At 42.1% G+C, this 18,639-nt stretch carries 19 protein-coding genes and 1 pseudogene; 12 read left to right on the plus strand and 8 right to left on the minus strand.

Annotation, left to right across the window (positions count from 1 at the left end):
* Nucleotides 1-917: 917 nt before the first annotated feature.
* Together LN995_RS20730 and LN995_RS20735 are read right to left on the minus strand one after the other, a co-directional pair.
* Complete coding sequence (locus LN995_RS20730) at nt 918-1,181, minus strand: hypothetical protein (protein WP_229963008.1); 264 nt, start codon at nt 1,179-1,181, stop codon at nt 918-920.
* Nucleotides 1,174-1,929: a ParA family protein gene (locus tag LN995_RS20735; protein WP_229963009.1), complete on the minus strand. Its 756-nt coding sequence runs from the start codon at nt 1,927-1,929 to the stop codon at nt 1,174-1,176. Before LN995_RS20735 ends, LN995_RS20730 begins: the two co-directional genes overlap by 8 nt.
* Before the next feature lie 1,952 nt (nt 1,930-3,881).
* Here LN995_RS20735 and LN995_RS20740 point away from each other — a divergent pair.
* The 3 genes from LN995_RS20740 (at nt 3,882) to LN995_RS20750 (ending at nt 6,153) form a co-directional block, all read left to right on the plus strand.
* Nucleotides 3,882-4,925, plus strand: coding sequence for a replication initiation protein (locus LN995_RS20740; RefSeq protein ID WP_229963010.1), 1,044 nt, complete (start codon nt 3,882-3,884; stop codon nt 4,923-4,925).
* 501 nt (nt 4,926-5,426) lie between these two features.
* Nucleotides 5,427-5,735 carry a helix-turn-helix domain-containing protein gene (locus LN995_RS20745; protein WP_229963011.1) on the plus strand — a complete coding sequence of 103 codons (309 nt, stop codon included), beginning with the start codon at nt 5,427-5,429 and terminating at the stop codon, nt 5,733-5,735.
* Between the two features lie 25 nt (nt 5,736-5,760).
* Nucleotides 5,761-6,153, plus strand: coding sequence for a hypothetical protein (locus LN995_RS20750; RefSeq protein ID WP_229963012.1), 393 nt, complete (start codon nt 5,761-5,763; stop codon nt 6,151-6,153).
* On the opposite strand, the gene LN995_RS20755 is transcribed toward LN995_RS20750, so the two are convergent.
* Both LN995_RS20755 and LN995_RS20760 read right to left on the minus strand, forming a co-directional pair.
* Nucleotides 6,135-6,353, minus strand: a complete 219-nt coding sequence (locus tag LN995_RS20755; protein ID WP_229963013.1) for a hypothetical protein — start codon at nt 6,351-6,353, stop codon at nt 6,135-6,137. The genes LN995_RS20750 and LN995_RS20755 overlap by 19 nt on opposite strands.
* A 1,000-nt stretch (nt 6,354-7,353) precedes the next feature.
* A complete protein-coding gene (locus LN995_RS20760; RefSeq protein ID WP_229963014.1) occupies nt 7,354-7,524 on the minus strand; it encodes a hypothetical protein in 171 nt (56 codons plus the stop codon).
* A gap of 379 nt (nt 7,525-7,903) precedes the next feature.
* Between LN995_RS20760 and LN995_RS20765 the strand changes: the two genes are divergently transcribed.
* A complete protein-coding gene (locus LN995_RS20765) occupies nt 7,904-8,143 on the plus strand; it encodes a type II toxin-antitoxin system HicA family toxin (RefSeq protein WP_229963015.1) in 240 nt (79 codons plus the stop codon).
* A 51-nt stretch (nt 8,144-8,194) separates the two neighbouring features.
* Nucleotides 8,195-8,569: a type II toxin-antitoxin system HicB family antitoxin gene (locus LN995_RS20770; RefSeq protein ID WP_229963016.1), complete on the plus strand. Its 375-nt coding sequence runs from the start codon at nt 8,195-8,197 to the stop codon at nt 8,567-8,569.
* A gap of 525 nt (nt 8,570-9,094) precedes the next feature.
* Here the strand turns inward: LN995_RS20770 and LN995_RS20775 are convergent.
* The 3 genes from LN995_RS20775 to LN995_RS20785 are packed head-to-tail and all read right to left on the minus strand — an operon-like array spanning nt 9,095 to nt 10,665.
* The gene (locus LN995_RS20775) at nt 9,095-9,532 is read right to left on the minus strand and encodes a hypothetical protein (RefSeq protein ID WP_229963017.1); all 438 of its coding nucleotides are present in this window, start codon (nt 9,530-9,532) and stop codon (nt 9,095-9,097) included.
* Complete coding sequence (locus LN995_RS20780; RefSeq protein ID WP_229963018.1) at nt 9,522-10,244, minus strand: nucleotide-binding protein; 723 nt, start codon at nt 10,242-10,244, stop codon at nt 9,522-9,524. The genes LN995_RS20775 and LN995_RS20780 overlap by 11 nt, the downstream gene beginning before the upstream one ends.
* Nucleotides 10,245-10,254: 10 nt before the next feature.
* Entirely contained in the window at nt 10,255-10,665 is a 411-nt protein-coding gene (locus tag LN995_RS20785) for a hypothetical protein (RefSeq protein WP_229963019.1), read from the minus strand.
* Between the two features lie 485 nt (nt 10,666-11,150).
* On the opposite strand from LN995_RS20785, the gene LN995_RS20790 reads away from it, so the two are divergent.
* From LN995_RS20790 to LN995_RS20820, 7 genes are all read left to right on the plus strand, one after another.
* Nucleotides 11,151-11,519, plus strand: coding sequence for a plasmid mobilization protein (locus LN995_RS20790; protein WP_229963020.1), 369 nt, complete (start codon nt 11,151-11,153; stop codon nt 11,517-11,519).
* Nucleotides 11,516-13,459, plus strand: a complete 1,944-nt coding sequence (locus LN995_RS20795; RefSeq protein WP_229963021.1) for a relaxase/mobilization nuclease domain-containing protein — start codon at nt 11,516-11,518, stop codon at nt 13,457-13,459. The genes LN995_RS20790 and LN995_RS20795 overlap by 4 nt, the downstream gene beginning before the upstream one ends.
* Nucleotides 13,460-13,496: 37 nt before the next feature.
* A complete protein-coding gene (locus tag LN995_RS20800) occupies nt 13,497-14,084 on the plus strand; it encodes a hypothetical protein (protein WP_229963022.1) in 588 nt (195 codons plus the stop codon).
* Nucleotides 14,085-14,488: 404 nt separating this feature from the next.
* Nucleotides 14,489-14,932 (plus strand): helix-turn-helix domain-containing protein, encoded by a 444-nt coding sequence (locus LN995_RS20805; protein WP_229963023.1) that lies wholly within the window; start codon nt 14,489-14,491, stop codon nt 14,930-14,932.
* A gap of 64 nt (nt 14,933-14,996) precedes the next feature.
* Nucleotides 14,997-15,161 (plus strand): hypothetical protein, encoded by a 165-nt coding sequence (locus tag LN995_RS20810; protein ID WP_229963024.1) that lies wholly within the window; start codon nt 14,997-14,999, stop codon nt 15,159-15,161.
* Nucleotides 15,162-15,180: 19 nt separating this feature from the next.
* On the plus strand, nt 15,181-17,634 hold the full coding sequence (recD2, locus tag LN995_RS20815) for an SF1B family DNA helicase RecD2 (RefSeq protein WP_229963025.1): 2,454 nt from the start codon (nt 15,181-15,183) through the stop codon (nt 17,632-17,634).
* Between the two features lie 9 nt (nt 17,635-17,643).
* Entirely contained in the window at nt 17,644-18,285 is a 642-nt protein-coding gene (locus LN995_RS20820; protein WP_229963026.1) for a hypothetical protein, read from the plus strand.
* Nucleotides 18,286-18,433: 148 nt separating this feature from the next.
* Here LN995_RS20820 and LN995_RS20825 read toward each other — a convergent pair.
* Nucleotides 18,434-18,639 (minus strand): annotated as a pseudogene (locus LN995_RS20825) (IS3 family transposase); the annotation flags it as partial.

The raw sequence follows: 18,639 nt of genomic DNA on the forward strand, positions 1-18,639 counted from the left end.
ATCATTACTCTTATAGAAGTACCTCTTTTTTATAAGTATTTTTAACAAACTTATGTTATATACAATATTAATGTATTACTGAATTATTGAATTATTGAATTAGAGTAGTACTGTAACTTAGTATTGTGGTATGATTTATTCACCATTAAAGCCTTCTTGTCCGTCGTTTCAGATTCTAATTTACATAACGTATCATTAGTGATCTTTAACCTCAAAGGTATTATGATCTATAAGTGCGCTACTGCGTCTTATTATTTAAAGGTTTGATGTTGTAATACAGTAATATGTTAATTCTGAATTATATTAATTCTATTATACATTATTAATGGGATACTTTTTGTATAACAGATTCATGTAATTGAGAATCAAAGCAACAATAATACTAAGAAGTTACGATGGATAAAGTAAGGAGCTGCTGTAAATTAGGCAATGAATCTACAGGGGTTTATATGATAACTCTTGTAAAGCTGGTTAGCCTACGGGTATAGCACTTATATTTTTGCTATAGTTATAGTTGCAAGAATGTACATATAAGCTCAATAAATGCTATAAGTATTTTTACAACATAAGTATGAATAAGGTACTTCTAAGTCTTGGAAAGCTGTTTAGGAGTAACTTTTAAGTATAAATGATATCCCTAATAGAAAATGATGCACAAGTAACTCTTGCTTTCTATGGTTAGCTAATCATCGTGTTTCATCTCAAGAATTAAGTTTCGTTTAATTGATATTACCACACTATTGTATTACGTTAAAACTGAATTACTGTAATACAATAGTGTGGTAATATCAATCTATAGCTCAATAGGACGATCTTCTGGGATTGGATCAAAGTCCTTATTCTTAAGAGCCTCTTGCAAAATAGCTTCCACTNGTTAAAACTGAATTACTGTAATACAATAGTGTGGTAATATCAATCTATAGCTCAATAGGACGATCTTCTGGGATTGGATCAAAGTCCTTATTCTTAAGAGCCTCTTGCAAAATAGCTTCCACTATCTCGGATTTGTCTTTGCGAGCATGAAAAGCCCAACGCTCAATTTTATCTACTAGGATAGGAAGGATTGAGTATGTTACAATATCTTTCTTTCTTCCATTCTTTCCTTTTTTTCTATAATGATATTCGACTGACTTTGGCTTATTTTTAGCCTTTAAGTCATTTGAAAAGTCGTTCTTAGCCATAGCGCTCAATTAATTCAAGTGTTAGTTTATGATAATCTTCTGCACCATTACTTTCAGGGTCATAAGCAAAAATATCTTTATGTTTAAGTTGTGCCTCAAATAACTTGTTGTTTTCTCGGATGTAAGTCCGAAAAGTTTTATAGTCAGGATCGCTCTTTATAGCATTTGCAATAGCCTGCAGTGCTAATCCTCTCTTCTTTTCATTATAACGAGTCAATACTATGCCACCTAGTTCTAAGCCAGTATCTTCTGATATGTTATTACAGTGGCCAATTAAAGTATCAATCCCATCATAGCTAAAAAATTCGGATTGCATAGGCATGATATAATAATCAGAAGCATAAAGTGCATTGTAAGTCATCAGGCCCAAGTGGGGAGGTGTGTCAATTAGAACATAATCATAACGTCCTGTGACATACTTTTTGATAGCCTTACGGAGTATATCTTCTCGCCGAGGCTTTCCTGAAATTGCTTCTTCAAATTCAAGAAGAGTTTTTACCGAAGGAATAAGATCTAAGTTCTTTCCAACAGAAAGAGTAGCTTCGTCCACGCTTACTGCTCCTGTTAGTACTTGCCCGATATGAAACTTAGCTTCATAAGTGAAACAAGTACTAAGATTTGCTTGGGCATCCATGTCTATCAATAGTACTTTCTTTCCTTGTCGGGCTAAGCCAGCCCCTAGATTTGCGGCAGTTGTAGACTTACCAACCCCACCTTTATTTTGAGCAATTGTTATAACCTTTGTCATACTTTTATACAGTACTGATTTATTTCTGAAATATAATAAAACATAATTACTGCACAATGGTTTTACTGTAATATTGTATTACGTTACACTCATAACATGCGCATAAGAATTAAATTTTTCACTAATGTCTATATTGATGGCTTTTTAGAATACATATACATTGGCTATAGTCGTAGTCCTGGAATTCAGATAAAAGTACATTAGACCACTATTTTTTATTTTAAAAAACTAACATTTTCTCTGTATCTAACACATAACGAGAAAGAGTAGAATTAACCAAATCTTATGTTTCATTTATATAGACAGGAGGGGCTAAGGTTAAAATGGCTTATGTTCTCACTAAAAGTTGTTGATAAGAACTATCACGAAGCGTACTAAATATATCTCTACATTGGTTAATATATTGGTATCATTAGATAATGTAATAATCTATGCTTTCCCGAATACAAAATTTGTTAGGCACGTATAATGATATTATTGAAATTCTGTAATACACTATTTCAATAATATCATTATACAATATTAAACTAGTGCAGCTATTGTACTTACCCTAAGTTGTGAAATGAGTGAGATCAATAATATCCAGTTAAGACAGAGATTTACCTAAATCATATATCTTGAAAGCTTCATCATAAGCCATCAATACATTCAAACTAGGAGGGTAACAAACATGCTTTCTTATCTTCTATCAAAGGGGTAGGGGAGAAGTTATTACTCTGCTCTCATTAAAGGGATATTCTTGTCCACGAAAAATTCTTCCCCTATGAGTACTTGATCTGTCTGCCTCGCCAGATCAACCACATTTATCGTCCTCCTTATAGCAACTTCTCAACTTACAAAGTTTAAGAAGTTCCATCATGTACCACAAAAAACAGGTTGTGGTTTACAGTGTATGATGGTCTGCATAATGGAAAATTAGCTTCATGGCGTTGTAATGGTTTTGTTCTTTTTCAGAGAATAAAGCTGTTTTTTTACGATTCTCTTGTTTCCGGTACGTAGGCATTAAAAAGCCACCTTTTCCGCTCTTACACCTCGTCTATCAGCTGCCAAGGCGCGCACTTACCTGCAGGCTGCCGGCCCTCTGCTTTAGCCACCGGTACACACCTGTTACCTCTTCCATGTCCCGTTCACCAGCAACTTCATGATCAACCGCTTTGCTTCTGGTCTATAGCCAGCTTTCGCGTACTCATACTAGAACTGCTTGCCCGTATGCTTTACGCCCTTTTTCCCTACTTTCACAATCTGGCAGTAGGGCCAGTATACCAAGATAATTATCACGTACATAACTTCCAGCTAAAACCCTTGCTGCAACACTTATTCCTACATCATACCTGCTATATCACAACGGTTAAATAAATGCACCTGATAAATCTGATCATGCATCCAACCAAGTTTACTAACAACAACCGCACAGAAACAATTATGTATTCGATAGGAAATATAAGACACTAGACTAGCCCACCAGTTAAAGTATATGCTAAATACTCGAACTCAAAAATCCTTTGAGCGTTGCTCAACTCTTTCTTATTATGAGAAATACTGAGCAAAGAATACTTTAAGTCAATTATGAGAGGTACTAAGTAAACAATGGCTACTCTGTACAATAAAGCACTCAGTACTTCTCATAAATTTCCTAGACTCAGTAAATCTCACTTTAACTTAGTATCTCTCACACTTAATCACTGAGTGTTTCTCACATTTAAAGCCAAATTGGCTCAGTACTTCTCATACTTGCCTAACTCACTCTATATAATGTATTTAAAATACTTTTATTAAATATACGTATATTTAATGTGGTTTAGAAAAAGCATAAAAGGTGTGGATAACTTTGCAACACCCGACAAAACGAAAAAACGAGGTTCGCAAGAACCGGCTCCGCACACTACGCCCCAAGTATGAGAGATACTGAGTGAAGCTTGCTAATACGGTAGCATAGTTTTACCTTAGACTTCATGGATGATCAACTTTCAATGTTTTATTTAGGTCCAGAAGGTATAATGGTGCCTACTGATGCTACGCCTGTACCTCTACGCGGTGATGCTCAAGTCGCTTTATCCAATTTCCTCCTTAATGGACAATTCCGATTAAATTACATTGAATGGCGCTTATTCTTTGCTATGCTTTCTTGCATAGAGGAAACCGATACTGAATTTAAAGATTACTTTATCAGGGTTCAAGACATAATTGAACTTGCTGAACTAAAATCTGGAAGTCATCTATATGAAGAGGTAAGTAAAAACATTAAAGGACTCATGAGTCACGTAGTAGAGTGGGAGGAAGGTCCCAATACAACACGTTATGCTCACCTTGTGACAGATGCAACATATTATAAGAAACAGGGCATTGTCAAAATAACACCACACCCTGATATGAAACCTCATCTGTTACAACTACGAAAAGAATTCACACAAGCACAACTTAAACAATGCATTAGGTTCTCAAGCACCTATACTTCTAGAATTTATATGCTTCTCAAACAGTTCGATTCACCTAAAGCAGGACATCGAATTATGAGTATTACTGAGTTTAGATTTAAACTAGGCCTTGATTATACAGAAAAACTCAGCAAGGGAAAGGAGGTACAATACAACTTATATCCAAAGTACTCTGACATCAGACGCTGGATTCTAATACCTGCACAAGAGGAAATTGCAAAGACAGACATTCCTTTTGAGTTTACACCTATCAAAACAGGTCGCAAAGTGACAGCTATTAAATTCACTTTATTGAAGGGCAAAAGATTAAGGCCTACTCCTGAAAATCCTACACCACCAAAACAACTCACCGAACGGCAGGCGATGGCATATGCACGCCTTTCTAAATTTAAATTTACTGATTATCAGATCCACAGAATACTCCAGAATGGCAACCTTATTGACATCAACAAAGCATGTTATGAAGTAGAAAATACAAACTTTAATAAACTCGGACAACCAATAGAAAATAAAACCGCTTATGCCTATGGCATTTTTAAAAAGAAGTTTGGTCTAGAATAGCAACTTTACTAAAAATGTGTAAAAAGTTCTTTTTATAAATTGATTATGAGCTTAAAAGGTAGTTCTCCTCTTATAAAATAACTTTCACTCATTCTTTCTCACTTTTATAACCTTTTTAGCTTATAAATAACAAATCAACCCTATTCAATAAAAGCTAAAACTGGTTTCATTCTTGACAAGATAAAGGCTATTTAAATGATACAACTAAATAAGTTCTAACAATAACAGGAAGGGAGAGGTACTTAAGAAGTATAAGTAGCTTAGGTATATTAGTTGGAAATAATTCCCGCTCCTTTCTCTACCTTTTATTTTACTCGTGGCACATTCTCATATGTTGGTGTAACAAATTACCTAAAGCACCTGATTGGTACAGATGGATTATATGAAACAAGGGTGCAATTAGCATCAGTTTGATGCTTCTTTGATAAAGGAAGGCTTGTAATATTACTTAACGGCTTTCTAAAGAAATTAAAAAAGCCCTACAACTAATGGCTGAATATTATGAAAGAAAAAAATACCCCAAAAATTAGCACCTGGTCAGAGATTCAGGATAGGGTTTACGGAGCAAAAGGAACAGCAAGACGTGATGATCTTGAAAGACAGTTTGAAGTTTCCAAGATTGGATTTGAGTTAAGAAAAGCCCGTGAATCCCGTAACCTCACACAACAGGAGCTTGGCGAAATCATAGATAAGAAAAGAACTTATATTTCCAGAGTAGAGAATGATGGAAGTAATCTAACGCTTAAAACCCTGTTTGACATTGTTGAAAAAGGTTTGGGGGGAAAGGTGAAAATATCAATTAAACTTTGATAGTAGAGGCTGTAAACTAAACTGTGTGCCTGTTGCACAACTCATTGAAGCTGGCCGCCTTCCACCAGGACTGCAGGGACTGCCGGAGAAGAGATTGCCATCACCTCCTACCGCAACGAATGCGAAGGATCAACACCCGGGGGCTACAATTGGCCCACAAATGGATGCTGATGGGCGCCACTGCTTACAACCTACAGAAATTGCTGCACTTCAGCCTCAGAAGGAGCCAGACAGAAGTCATGGCCCTGCCCAAACCAGAACAGGGGGCTTTTTTACTTCTATTTTTGGCCAGACCAAGACGCGGCCTTTGAAAAAGGAATTAAGGTCGGAAAGTACGCAAGCGTTGTGTGCAACAGGCACCTATATCACCTCTAGTATAAGGTACAGGTTCACTAATTACTATTTCTTAGCTTTATAAAACTTACTGTTCTTATACAACACTTCGTAGCTCTCATTATCTCCTTCATTATCCCACTCCTGAGCTAAAGAATATTGTGAGAGTAGAGTCACTTCATCAACAGTAGTTTTAACCTCTTCGCTTTTTACAGATTTTAATTGTTGTAGAACACTTTTTACTTTATAGTAGTCTGTATCTTCAACTATTTCTATTATTCTCATATTCCTAATATTAATGATTATAAGCTATTAACAATAGTTATGCAAAGAATATTTTTAACTGTTGTTAATTAAGGATCCAATTTATATTTCTAATTCTAGTTAGAAGAACTCTGAGTTGCTTTTGCATGTAAAACTCCTCCCATGGAACAAAGCCTGCCCAGCGAGTTTACCACATTACCACTTCATAGTGGTGGTAGTAAAGATTGAGAAAAGTCTCATTTACACTGTCTGAAAAAAGGGTACTTACATTTACTGATTACAATGCCAGGATATGCCTTCTAAAGGTTATGAGCAGTGTCAGTCTATTCCAGGTACGTAAATGAGAAATACAATGTTGGAATGGAAGAATACGTGCGCCAGCTCATGAGGGATGAAGAGTATATAGAATCAAAAAGGCATCTATAAAGAAATTGAATATTGTAAAGTATAATAGTATTCGCTACAAGTTACGATTATTGATGTGATCTTTCATCATTAATACTAATAAATCCAAAGCTATCTTTTGCCCGTATCGCCATCAAAAGGCAGAAACAGAAGTAGAAGATTGTGGGGTTTTGGCCTTACCTTCCAGGAGAAGTGTGGGAATACGTTGTCAAATTCCGGCCCGTCACTTAAACAGCAAAGCAGAAAGGAGCCATCATGCGGACTTGCAAGAGTTTTATTTTAGAGCCTATCTAAAAAGCTCCTAGCTCAATGACCGGCTAGAGGCGTGGCAGTTTCACTACAACTGGTACTGCTCCCATAGCTAACTGAAGGGCAAAATGCTCATGGATGTTGTCACCGACCGCTGTAGGAAGACATAGAGGCACGGCCATATAACTGATCTGTGGGCAGAACTACGGCTGAAAGGCAAAGTTGAGTAAATACAAGATAAAAGATAAGCCTGTCAAAAATTAGGAATATCTAACTTCTGGCAGGCTTATAACTGTAGCGGATCTGTAGGACTGCTACAGTTATAGTGAGAAAATAAAAAAGGGAAGTGTTACCCCCCCCTTTAGTTTTAGTCGTGGTCGTGGCTGATGGGTATGTAAGCTTTGTTTCCATCTAGGAAGAAGTGTTTCCCCACAACAGATTTGCCTTTTACTCCCTTTTCCAGCCTGATGTATTTTGTTATTCCATCTGGAGTAGTTTCTACTGTCGCATTTTCTAAGAACTCGCAATTGAATATCAAACAGTTAATGAGCCCTAAATTATTTAAATTATTAAATTAGAGAAATAAGGTTTTATTTTTTTGCTGTGTTTTTCTTTTATTTAAAAAATGCCCTTTAGGGTGTAAAAAAGCAATAAAAAGGACTCAGGCAAAAGTTAATATGAGTCTTTTACGAGGTTAAGGCAAAAAACTGCGCTCAGGAGCTTTTTAGGGGTGATTTAAAACAATTTATACTTGCAGCCTCGTAAAACCCACCATAGAAAGAAATTATATTACTGAATATCAGAACTTTAAGCCTTAATTAATGTTTATTATATAATGTAACCAAAAAATAGTTACTAAAAAGTTGCCAATTAGAAACCAAGCTTGTATATTTGTAACCATAAATCAGTTACAAATTATGAGCAGAAAGGACAAGTTAAAAGCAAGGCTCTGTAGTAAACCAAAAGATTTTACTTATCAGGAACTTGTAACGCTCTTAACTTCACTCGGATTTGAGTTGGAGATGGGGCCGGGGAGCAGCAGAAAGTTTTACAACCCCGAAACACAGCAGACGATCTATCTGCACCAGCCACACCCCGGCAACATTTTAAAGGGGTATATTTTAAAAGATGTTATCAAAGTATTGGGTATCTGTTAAGGATACCCAATACAAAACTTTATAAAAAAACATAAAACTTTATTTATTGTTATGGAAAATGTATTGAAGTATAAAGGTTATATTGGTAGTGTTGAGTATAGCAACGAAGATGAAGTATTTCACGGCAAATTAGAGCTTGTTAACGACCTGGTAACCTATGAAGGCGAAAGTGCAAAAGAGCTTAAAAAGAACTTTCAAGACGCTGTTGACGGCTATATTGATTTTTGCCAAAGTAAAGGCAAAGAGCCTGAAAAGCCATACAAGGGAATGTTTAACGTTCGTGTAGATCAAGGCTTGCATAAAAAGGCCGCAATGATTGCTGTTATGTATCGAACCTCTTTGAACAATGTAGTTACTACAGCTTTAGAGAAGTATGTTAAGGAAGTTGAGTCTGACGAACATGAAAGCTTAGCAATGGCTGAATAATAGTTTACCCGGAAAAAATTCCGGGTAAATCTTTGTTTAAAAAGTTTGTGTTTACAAACTTTTGTTGTACACTTTGAAGTGTTGAACATTAACCCCCGAAGCAATGGCGATTACAAAAAAACAGTACAGCAGGTGAATCTGGAAAAACGTTTAGCTAATTTGATTATAGCAAACTTAGACAAAGTATCCTATGTGGGTAATCTTGAAAAGGTGCTAATTTTAAAATCCCGTTATCATTGATGAAATATGTTCCTATATCTCTTCTGAATGAATTAGGATTAGTCTGCCACTTCACATTAAAAGCAAATACGAGCTTTTGATATTCTTTAGCTTCTTGCACACTTCTGGCAGTAAACTTTGTCCTGCACAACTTGCTGTTTTCCATACCTGTTACCATTACATTGTTGATGCAATCTCATAATATGATATTTGTTTATCAATGTATTAGTATGATAATATAATATGTTAATATCATATTATGAGATTGACAAAATAAAAAAGGGAAGTGTTACCTTCCCTTTAGTTTTAATCCCTGCTGATAGGAATGTATGCAGTGTTGTCTTTTAGAAGATAGTGTTTTCCTAAAACAGCTTTGCCTTTCTCAGTTGTTTCCAGCCTGATGTACTTTGTTCTTCCATCTGGAGTAGTTTCTACTGTCGCATTTTCTAAGAACTCGCTGTAGGCTTTCGCAGGGCTTAAAAAGTGGTATGTTGCACAGACTGTCGATACTGTTAGGGTTATCACAAGCAGAGCTGCAGCATAGAACCTAAATTTCTCAGTTTGTAGTTCCCTGGCAAAAGCCTTTGCTGCTTCAGTCGTAGATATTTGATATTGGTTTCTCTTTTGAAGTTTATACACTTCGTAGAATAGGGGGAATACGGGGTCTTTCAGGTCGTACTCCTTACCGTATTGCTGGTAATAGTAGTTTCTGAATGCTTCCTTTTCGCTTTCTTTAACATTCATACTGAAAATCCTCCACGGCTTTTTTGTATCTGACTTTGGTGAACAGAGAGCCATCCTCTATGGCCGCTTTACCATCCTGCATAAGCCGCTTTATCTCGTCTATGCTTTCACCTATCACCATGTTACCCAATAACCCAAACTCTATAACTGAAGCATTATAGGCCCTGGCCATCTTCTCCAGCTCTTTTTGCTGGGCATCAGAATAGTCAAACAGGTTATTCTTGATGATTCTTAGTTCTGCATGGCCCTGTATCCCCTTGAATAGCTTTCCACAGAAAGAAGCAGAGCTGTTAAAAGAATTGTCCCCTGCCACAATGCATAGTATCTCCAGCTTGATATCCAGCTGACCTGTTATAAGCTGCATGACTTGCAGCGTTCCCTCGTCAGAGAGGAAATTGAGGAACTGCTCCGAAGTGGTGGCCCCCATGTCACAGACTGCGTGCTCAAATTCTTCCTGCAGGGCAAACTCCTTGAAAAACTTATCGAGCCTTGACCTGTCCATCAGCCTTGTCTTCGGGTTAATCAGCTCCAGCTCATTTACCTGGCCAAACTGCACCTGAGTAGCAGAGGTATTTGTCTCGTTGTCCATATCCACAAACACAGTTTTCAAGAACCTGTCCTTGTTTCGATAGATTTTATTGGCGATCATGTAAGTAAGAGCTGATTTACCTACACCGCCTTTTGACTGGGCTATAAATGTGATTTTCTTCATGGGTATTATATTATTTGTTTTTCATTCTCTCATCCCAATCGCCTGGTCTCTTGACATTGTTAAAGAAGTCTTTCATGTAATCGTCTGTGGAAGCAGCCCCCAGGTTAAAGTTGAATTCCGGTATTTCTTTTTCCTTGGGCTTTAGCTCCGTCTTTTTCTCCGGCTCCCCTTGTTTGCCTTTTCCCTTCGGCCGGCTGAGCTTTAGCTTTTTCCTAAACCTGTAAAAAGCTTCTCTGAACTGTTTATAAGGCAGATCCAGTGCGGTAGCACTCTGCAAGTGAAGCCTGACGAGTTCAGGAGTATATCCTTTGTCCAACAGGTGGGCTAACTCATCCTGGAAAGCTAGAAATAGAATTTTATAGGGTTTATTACCCTCCCAATCCTCGAATTTTTTAATCGCTGCTTTTTGGATTTCCTCCATTGTGTCTATTACATGATTTGGGTGTTTGCATCACCTTCACATCGCTTTTGCATGGTCTTTACATCCTGAATGCATCAGAGAAGCGTTATTTGTGCCATAAGGCTTCTCTGCCTTTAAGTAAGCTGCTTTTTTGATGTAAAAGTGATGCCATTCTGATGCACCGTGTTTTTTTGATGCAGGCTTGATGTAAGAGTGCTGCTTTTTCGCTGCAATATTAATGCATTTAGTATATTAAATAATATATATAATTAAATATTTATTAGTTATATACACAATAGATTGGCATTCAATGAAATATGCTTTTTAAATTTCCCTTCTATGGTGTTGGTCTACCTATAAAAATCAGTATCTTTGTCTTGAGAGGGTAGTTAAGCAAGTAGTGTTTTTGTGTCCACAAAAACCTACTTGCCCTGGCTTCTGAAGTCGCCAGGGAATTTGTCCCCCTTCGGTCAAGACAAATTGAAAGGCTCCGTTCCGTCGGGAATATGAAAAAAGAGGAAAAGAAGGATGGTTTAATAAAAGCCAGATGCACGCAAAAGCAGAAGGAGGATATCGAGAGGTTAGCAGCTGAAGCAGGGGAATCTGTGAGTAGCTTTATCTTAAAGATGGCTTTCCGAAAGGAAGGTGAAAGCCTGGTTGACCTTAAAAAACATACAGCCGTACTGGAGGCTATTTTAGTGGAGGTTAAAAAGTCCGGTGTCAACATCAACCAGATAGCCAAGCGCCTTAATTCTGTGGACAACGCATTTCTTACACCAGCTGACAGGGAAATGCTGGAGCAGTACTTTAAGCAGACGATAGAGCTAAGGAAGCTTGTTTCCGCTGAACTAAGAAACAGCTTTGCCAAGCGATGATAGCTACTCCGGTTAGAGGCAATGACTTTAGAGGCATCTTTGACTACCACGAGAAGAAGGTCAGGGAAGGTGTGGCCAGGGAGATAGGCCGTTCAGAGAACCTGGAGGGTCTGGACAAGGGCGGACTGATAGAAGACTTCAATTTAAATGTAGAGCAACATATCAGCGCTCAGACCAAAGGGAGGAAATTAGAAAGGTTCACCTTTCATCCGCACCTGGACTTTGCCAAAGAGGACTTCGATAAACTATCCGATGAGCTGCTTCATGAAATAGCCATGCGCTACATGAAGGCGATGGGCTACGGAGACTGTGAGTATGTGCTCTACCGGCATGAGGACAGGGAACACCCACACATTCACATTGTCAGTTCCGTGATTGACAAAAACGGCAATAGGGTAGCAAACAACAAGGAGAAAGAAAAGTCTTTTCAGATCTGCCGAGCTTTAGAGAAAGAGTACGGTTTTGTGATCGCCACTGACAGAAGCCGTGTGATGGAACAGGAATTCGAGCGGCATAAAGAAGAGGTAGGCAAGATCAGGGAAGGTAAAATAGATGAGTTAAACCTGAACTTTGAATACGGGGCAAAGCTACTTATCAACCGAGCAGTGAATGCGGCTTTCTCTCATCCTGATATTTTCACTTTTGAGGATTTTGAGAAGCGTTTGAGGCAGGAGGGAGTGAAGGTGCTTGAGGTAGAAAAAGAGGGGAAGGTGATCGGGCTGCGGTACGCTGTCAATGAGAATACAAAAGGCAAGAGCCCGTTTTCGGTTAAAGCTTCTGAAACTGAGAAAAGAGCCACTTTAGGCAAGCTGGAGGAACTGTTCAAAAAGAACGATCTGCTGAAGAAGGCCAGTGTCTGTACGCTTGTAGACCAGGCGATCAGGCGAGGTGCTGCCAGTTTTGTAAGCCTACGGGACCAACTGGCACTGGATGGCGTAAGGCTCCTGCTGCATGAGAACAAAGGCGGTGTCTACGGATTGAGCTTTGAGCAGGATGGCCGAGTGTACAAAGGTTCTGAGCTGAAGGGGAAAGGCTACTCTGTGCATGAGATCAGCCAGAGGCTTGCCGCTAACCAGCCTGGTTACGAAAAGTCGCTGGAGGAGCTGAAAAAGCTTATCAGGGCTTCCATTGATAAAGCAGTCAAAGAGCAGAAGGTATTCAACCTGGCCACGCTGAAAAATGCGTTGCTTCTGGATGGCATCACGCTCCTGGAGGCGAAAAACTCCGGAGGAGTGTACGGGTTGAGCTTTGAGAAAGAGGGGAAGGTGTTCAAAGGCTCTGACCTGAATGAAGGCTACAATAAGCAGTACTCCTTTAAGGGCATCATGGCCAGTTTACAGAAGAATGATCCGGCGCATGTGGTGAAGACTGCTTACAGCAGTATCAGCAAGCACACGGATGCACTAGGTACTTTGGTGCAGCTTCATGCTATGGGCATAAGTTTCAGCAAAGGTTACTTTAACCCTGAAGGATTCCAGAAGGGAGTTCCTATAGCCCATGTTATGGAGGATTCCCATATCAGGGACTTCCAGAATGTTGATGGTGCAGCCAAAGTCTTCTTTGATGAGAAACTGACCAAAAAGGAAAGGGAGCTGATACTGGCTGTTTTCACAATAGATAATCCTGCTGCAACCAGTCTTGAAGTTCTGGAGGCAGAAACCAATGCGCTGTTGCTGATAAGCAAAGGAACGATGCTGAAGCTACCTGCGGGTGTAAAAGAATCCTTTGGCAAAAGAGCCATGAAGATCATAAGCCTGGGGGATTCGATGAAACCTGCTACGCCAACACCGTTGATGCAGCGCACCACAGACAGTCCTAAAGGAACATCAATAGCCAAAACAATTCAAGGACTGGCAGGACAAATCGGTGATGCTGGATCAATGAAAAAGAAGAAAAAGAAAAAAGATGAAGAGGATGAAGGGTATTATCATTCGCTTTAAACAATATCAATTACCTAAACCATTCATATTTTAAGTCATGAAACTAGTAACAATTGAAAGCTTTGAAGACGTTGTCGGCAAGCAGCACATTAAAACGGGAGAAGGTGTCAGGTTCGTTAATTCCCTCATCAAGAACCATCCTTTGGCAGTAGTGGACATTCTCAATGAAGAAGGATGGGATGGCCTGGTTCATTTGGTTATTGAAAGAGAGAATAAGTACCATAAGGCCATCAAAGAAAATCCAAATGATCTGGACACGGCAATAGATGCTCTGTACGGGGAATTTAAGTATGACAGCGCCCTTGACAAGCAGATTGAGGAACTGGAAGAAGCCATTTACCAACTAACGGAGGAACAGTACAGCCACAGTAGAACGGATGATTTTAAAAATTATCTGAATGAGGCAGAACTGGAGCTGGATGAAGATGAGCAGGTTGCCCTGTACGATAAACGAACAAAAGAAAAGTGGCGTGAGCTGGAGAAGAAGAAGCTCGAGAAACAGATTGGTCTGGATAATTTAACAGAGTTCAAGGAAGCCCTCTTTCCGCTAAAGCTTGACTTCTCTCCAAGAGCAAGTGAGGTGCTGCTTTCCTATTCCACTGACGATATAGTCTTTTCCCTTTAGTTTTTTTCTGGCCATGTCCTGATCCGGGGATGCCAACTTAATTTCTGTTAACACAAGCTTGCACCGGCTACGCCTACCGGAGCGACAGGTACAGCTGATGTGTTAACACCTTATCTAATTGTAGGAAGAAACAGGAAGCTTGTTTAAAATGACAGAATATTATATTGCCGCATAGCTCTTTAGGAGATGCTGCTTAGCAGCAGTAACTCTGAGAAACCCTGACAGTGTGAACATTTTAGGTAGTGCCCGTATAGGTACAATTTTTATATTCAGGTAAGAATCACTCAAAACAAAAGAAAGTGAATATTGAGTAAAGAAATAGAAAAGGATACAGCTGACAACAAATATTGTTTGTGGCTCACCATGTATGATGGAGGAATAAGTATGGGAGCATCCATGTAGCTGTGCCTTTAAACCAAAACAAAGAACAGGTAATGACATTAAGAGTAATCATTGAAGTGAGCGGGCAGGAGCTGTGGGGGCGCATAGAAGGCATTGGCCGTTTTATGCCGACCACTGTTGGAAGCTCTAAGAAAGAGGTGCTGGATAATCTACTTATGCTGATAGCGGATTACCGGAAGCACGAGGGGCAGGAAGATGAAGCATGGGGCAGGATAGACCCAGGCCAAGTCGCGTTTGAGTTTGCCTATGACCTTCAGGATTTCTTCCAGGAGTACAGCATTCTGAGGCAGGAAAAGGTGGCGGAGCTGTCGGGTATCCACCCTGAATTACTAAGGCAGTATGCCTCGGGCGAAAAGTATCCCTTAGCGGAGCATGCGATGAAGATTGAGCATGCCATTCATGCGCTTGCGCGGGCCCTGCTGGCTGTTTCTGTCTATGCTGCCTAGGGGGCAGCGAAAGGGGAGGCAGGTTACTCCCTGAGTTGGCTGAAAGAGGAATTGCACAACGACCATGAAAACAGCTCTCCTCACTTTTTCAGCATTGGTAACAATTGAAGCTGCCGCACAGGACCAGTTCCTCGGAGGCGCAGCAAACTGGGCAAACTTTACCCTTTTCAATCTTGTTTTAGTGATTGTGTCTTTTACTTTCCCTATCCTTGTACATGCAGGCTCCTGACAGACACACCCCCGCCGGGATGGAAAAACTCTCCGGTATCGTGAAGCGCGTTACCTTCCACAGCGCCGAGACCGGCTATACCGTGCTGAAGGTAAACAGCTTCCAGAAGCCCCATGAGGAGACAGCCGTCATTGTTCACCAGTCCAAGGTCTTTGCCGGGGCCACCATGGATTTCTATGGAGAGTGGGCCAATCACCCCAGCTATGGACTGCAGTTCAAAGCTACCAAGGTGATCGAACGAAAGCCTGCCACGGCCAATGCCCTGGAGAAATACCTGGGCTCAGGTCTGATCAAAGGCGTGGGCCCGGTGACAGCCAAAAGGATCGTCCGCCATTTTGGGGACAAAACCCTGGATGTGTTTGAGACCAGTATCGAAAGGCTCACCGAGGTGGAAGGCATTGCCCGGCTCAAGCTGGAGAAGATCAGCAAAGCCTGGGTGGAGCACCAGGAGATACGGAACGTGATGCTGTTCCTGCAGTCCCACCAGATCTCCACCTTGTTTGCCGTCAAGATCTACAAGACCTATGGCAATGAGGCCATTGAGCTAGTTAAAGACAACCCCTATCGCCTGGCGGCAGACATCTATGGCATCGGCTTTTTCTCTGCCGATAAAGTGGCCCTGAGCCTGGGACTGGCTCAGGACTCCCCGCAGCGTATCCAGGCAGCCATCGGGCATGTGCTGCAAAATGCCAGGGAAGAGGGACATTGCTACCTTACGCAGGAGCAGATTCTTCAGGCTGTGGCGGAACTGCTGTCCTTGGCTGATTTTGCTGCCATGGAGGCTAGTCTCCGGGAGATGGAGAAAAAGGAAGAGCTGAAAGTAAGGCTTCTGCCCGATGAGAAAGGGGAGGCGCAAAAGTGTTTCTATGCCCACTCCCTGTATTATGATGAGCAGTATATCGCTACCAAGGTCAGAGAGCTGGCCAGTCAGCAAATCAGGCTCAACAGCGAGCATCTGCAGCAGGACCTGGAGGTGTACTGTCAGCTGCATCACATCTTCCTAAGCGAGGAACAGCGGGAGAGTGTGCTGCGGATAGCCACCGAGCGCCTCTCCATCCTCACAGGTGGACCAGGCTGCGGTAAGACCACCACTACCCGTGCCTTGGTGGGCGTGCTGCAGCTGATGGCAAAGAAAGTCCTGCTGGCTGCTCCAACCGGCAGGGCCGCCCAGCGCATGAGTGAGGTGATTGGCGTGGAAGCCAGAACGATTCACCGCCTGCTGGAATGGGACCCTGGTAAAGGAGGCTTCAAACGCAATGAGCTGGAGCCGCTGCAAACGGATATCCTCATCGTGGATGAGTGCTCGATGCTGGACGTGCATCTTGCGGCCGCCTTACTCCGTGCCGTGCCTGCCGCTTGCCAGGTGGTGCTGATAGGGGATGCTGACCAGCTTCCTGCTGTGGGGGCCGGCAATGTGCTCAAAGACATGATCGCCTCCGGCGTGGTTCCTTGCCTGAGGCTGACCAAGGTGTTCCGGCAGGCCCAGGAGTCGCTCATCATCTCCTATGCCCATCAGATCAACCGTGGAGAGATGCCCAGGATAGAGTCACCCTTTCACAGGCCACCTGTCTGGCAAGAGAGAAAGGACTGCCTGTTTATTGACTCAGAGGAAGCCACCGCCGAAGAGCTGCGGTTTATTTCCAAAGTAAGAAGAATAGCAGGGGAGGAGGCCAGCAAGGCGGAGGAGAAACACACCATGGCAGCAGAGCCACCGGCGGATTACTATAGCCAGGGCAGCAACCTGTCAATACCTGCCAAATTCAACCATGTAGACGTTGAGGCACTGCTACAGGCCAACAGCCATAGTGAAGAGCTCAAAGAGGTCCTGCAGCGGGTTCATCCCTGGTCCTCCCTGCACTACGGGCTTTCAGCCGTGGGAATGGTGGAAAAGCTTTATGAGGCCATCATCTCCAAGTACTACGGCAAAGGAACGGAGATACAGATTCTATCGCCCATGACCAGGGGCAGCCTGGGCACCTCCAACCTCAACAAAGTGATTCAGGAGAAAGTAAATCCGGCAGGAGCAGGGAAAGCGCAGCTGGCAGTAGGAGGGAGGCTGTTCCGGGAAGAGGACCGGGTCATCCAGAAGCGCAACAACTATGACCTGAACGTGTTCAACGGGGACATCGGCACGGTCACGGGAGTGGACAATGAGGAAATGGAGCTGTCGGTGAGCTTTAAGGCGGGTAAAGAGGTAAAGGAGGTAAGATATCAAAAAGAGCACATACTGGAGCTGGACCTGGCTTATGCCATCACGATTCACAAGTCACAGGGCAGTGAGTTTGAGGCGGTCATCATTCCCATCGTCACGCAGCACTTCGGGATGCTGTTCCGCAACCTGGTCTACACCGGCATCACCAGGGCAAAGAGACTGATAGTGTTCGTAGGAACAAGAAAGGCGCTGGCCCTGGCCGTAAACAAGCAGAACACCGCCATCAGGCAGACTGCTCTATCGTATTTACTCAAGCAGTAACTGTTTAGCATGCTTTTGTGTAGCTTTCTTAGGACTAATCGTTACCATAAAATGAACAACTCTATCACGCCAAAACAGGCAGAAAGACTTCAAAAGAGGATTTCCGACATCAGACGAGCGCTTGCGGCGGAGAAAAGAAAGTTTGGGGCCTATGACGATAGCCGCGGGCTTCGTTACCTGCCGACCAGGTATTACGTGCAGCTGGGTGACTACAGAGGTGGACTTACCTACCTGAGGTGGTTCGGCAAGAACTTTCCCGATGACGGCGGCTTTCCCGACTTTCTGTTCGAGTGGACCGTCATTCTCTTCAAATCCGGCAGGCTGAAAGAGGCCGCGCAGAAAGCCTTCGAGACGTTCTGCACCAACACCTATCTCTTCGACAGGTTTTTCGGCAGGCCAGTAATCCCTGTTGACAAGTGGGAAGGCTCTAACCTGGCGGCAGCTTCCTTCACCGAGCACTTTCCCTATTCCAGTGGCCAGGCAGAACTTGCCGATTTTAGCCTATGGCTGGAAAAGCTTACCCTGTCTGAGGGTTTTGCAGACCGAAGCAGCAGGTATGTGGAGGTTTATAAGCGGCTAAAGGCAGAGAACGACAGGGAAGCACGGTTTGAGCTGCTCCTGCAGGCAAGGCAGCTGGAAAAGGGACAGTGACGGCGGTTATAGTACATGTCAAGCCTTGGCTATTGCCTGGTAGGCGGCATAGTCTTCCTCCCCCATGTGCTGCCTGATATACTTCTCCATGCCCACATCATGCTTCTCCATTACGTAGTGGAATTGCAATGTTTTACTGGAGCCTTTTTCAGGCAGCCACAGCTTGGTTGTACAGCAGGTTTTCGTACTGGCAGGGAGGCAGGTAGCCAAGTTTAGAATGCCTCCTTTTTCTGTTGTAGAAACCTTCGATGTATTCAAACACGGCCAGCTGGGCTTGCTGTCTGGTGGCAAATTGATGGTGGTACCCCATTTCTGCTTTCATCGCCAGAGAAGAAGCTCTCTGCTACCGCGTTG

It is taken from the genome of Pontibacter silvestris (assembly GCF_020907275.1).
GTDB lineage: Bacteria > Bacteroidota > Bacteroidia > Cytophagales > Hymenobacteraceae > Pontibacter > Pontibacter silvestris.

What these genes read in the sequence shown, in the direction of transcription:
- LN995_RS20730 (WP_229963008.1), bottom strand. Translation starts at nt 1,181, where the DNA reads ATGGCTAAGAACGACTTTTCAAATGACTTAAAGGCTAAAAATAAGCCA.
- LN995_RS20790 (WP_229963020.1), top strand. Translation starts at nt 11,151, where the DNA reads ATGAAAAAAGAGGAAAAGAAGGATGGTTTAATAAAAGCCAGATGCACG.
- LN995_RS20770 (WP_229963016.1), top strand. Translation starts at nt 8,195, where the DNA reads ATGGAAAATGTATTGAAGTATAAAGGTTATATTGGTAGTGTTGAGTAT.
- LN995_RS20775 (WP_229963017.1), bottom strand. Translation starts at nt 9,532, where the DNA reads ATGAATGTTAAAGAAAGCGAAAAGGAAGCATTCAGAAACTACTATTAC.
- LN995_RS20785 (WP_229963019.1), bottom strand. Translation starts at nt 10,665, where the DNA reads ATGGAGGAAATCCAAAAAGCAGCGATTAAAAAATTCGAGGATTGGGAG.
- LN995_RS20800 (WP_229963022.1), top strand. Translation starts at nt 13,497, where the DNA reads ATGAAACTAGTAACAATTGAAAGCTTTGAAGACGTTGTCGGCAAGCAG.
- LN995_RS20765 (WP_229963015.1), top strand. Translation starts at nt 7,904, where the DNA reads ATGAGCAGAAAGGACAAGTTAAAAGCAAGGCTCTGTAGTAAACCAAAA.
- LN995_RS20810 (WP_229963024.1), top strand. Translation starts at nt 14,997, where the DNA reads ATGAAAACAGCTCTCCTCACTTTTTCAGCATTGGTAACAATTGAAGCT.
- LN995_RS20735 (WP_229963009.1), bottom strand. Translation starts at nt 1,929, where the DNA reads ATGACAAAGGTTATAACAATTGCTCAAAATAAAGGTGGGGTTGGTAAG.
- recD2 (WP_229963025.1), top strand. Translation starts at nt 15,181, where the DNA reads ATGGAAAAACTCTCCGGTATCGTGAAGCGCGTTACCTTCCACAGCGCC.
- LN995_RS20780 (WP_229963018.1), bottom strand. Translation starts at nt 10,244, where the DNA reads ATGAAGAAAATCACATTTATAGCCCAGTCAAAAGGCGGTGTAGGTAAA.
- LN995_RS20795 (WP_229963021.1), top strand. Translation starts at nt 11,516, where the DNA reads ATGATAGCTACTCCGGTTAGAGGCAATGACTTTAGAGGCATCTTTGAC.
- LN995_RS20745 (WP_229963011.1), top strand. Translation starts at nt 5,427, where the DNA reads ATGAAAGAAAAAAATACCCCAAAAATTAGCACCTGGTCAGAGATTCAG.
- LN995_RS20820 (WP_229963026.1), top strand. Translation starts at nt 17,644, where the DNA reads ATGCTTTTGTGTAGCTTTCTTAGGACTAATCGTTACCATAAAATGAAC.
- LN995_RS20740 (WP_229963010.1), top strand. Translation starts at nt 3,882, where the DNA reads ATGGATGATCAACTTTCAATGTTTTATTTAGGTCCAGAAGGTATAATG.
- LN995_RS20755 (WP_229963013.1), bottom strand. Translation starts at nt 6,353, where the DNA reads ATGAGAATAATAGAAATAGTTGAAGATACAGACTACTATAAAGTAAAA.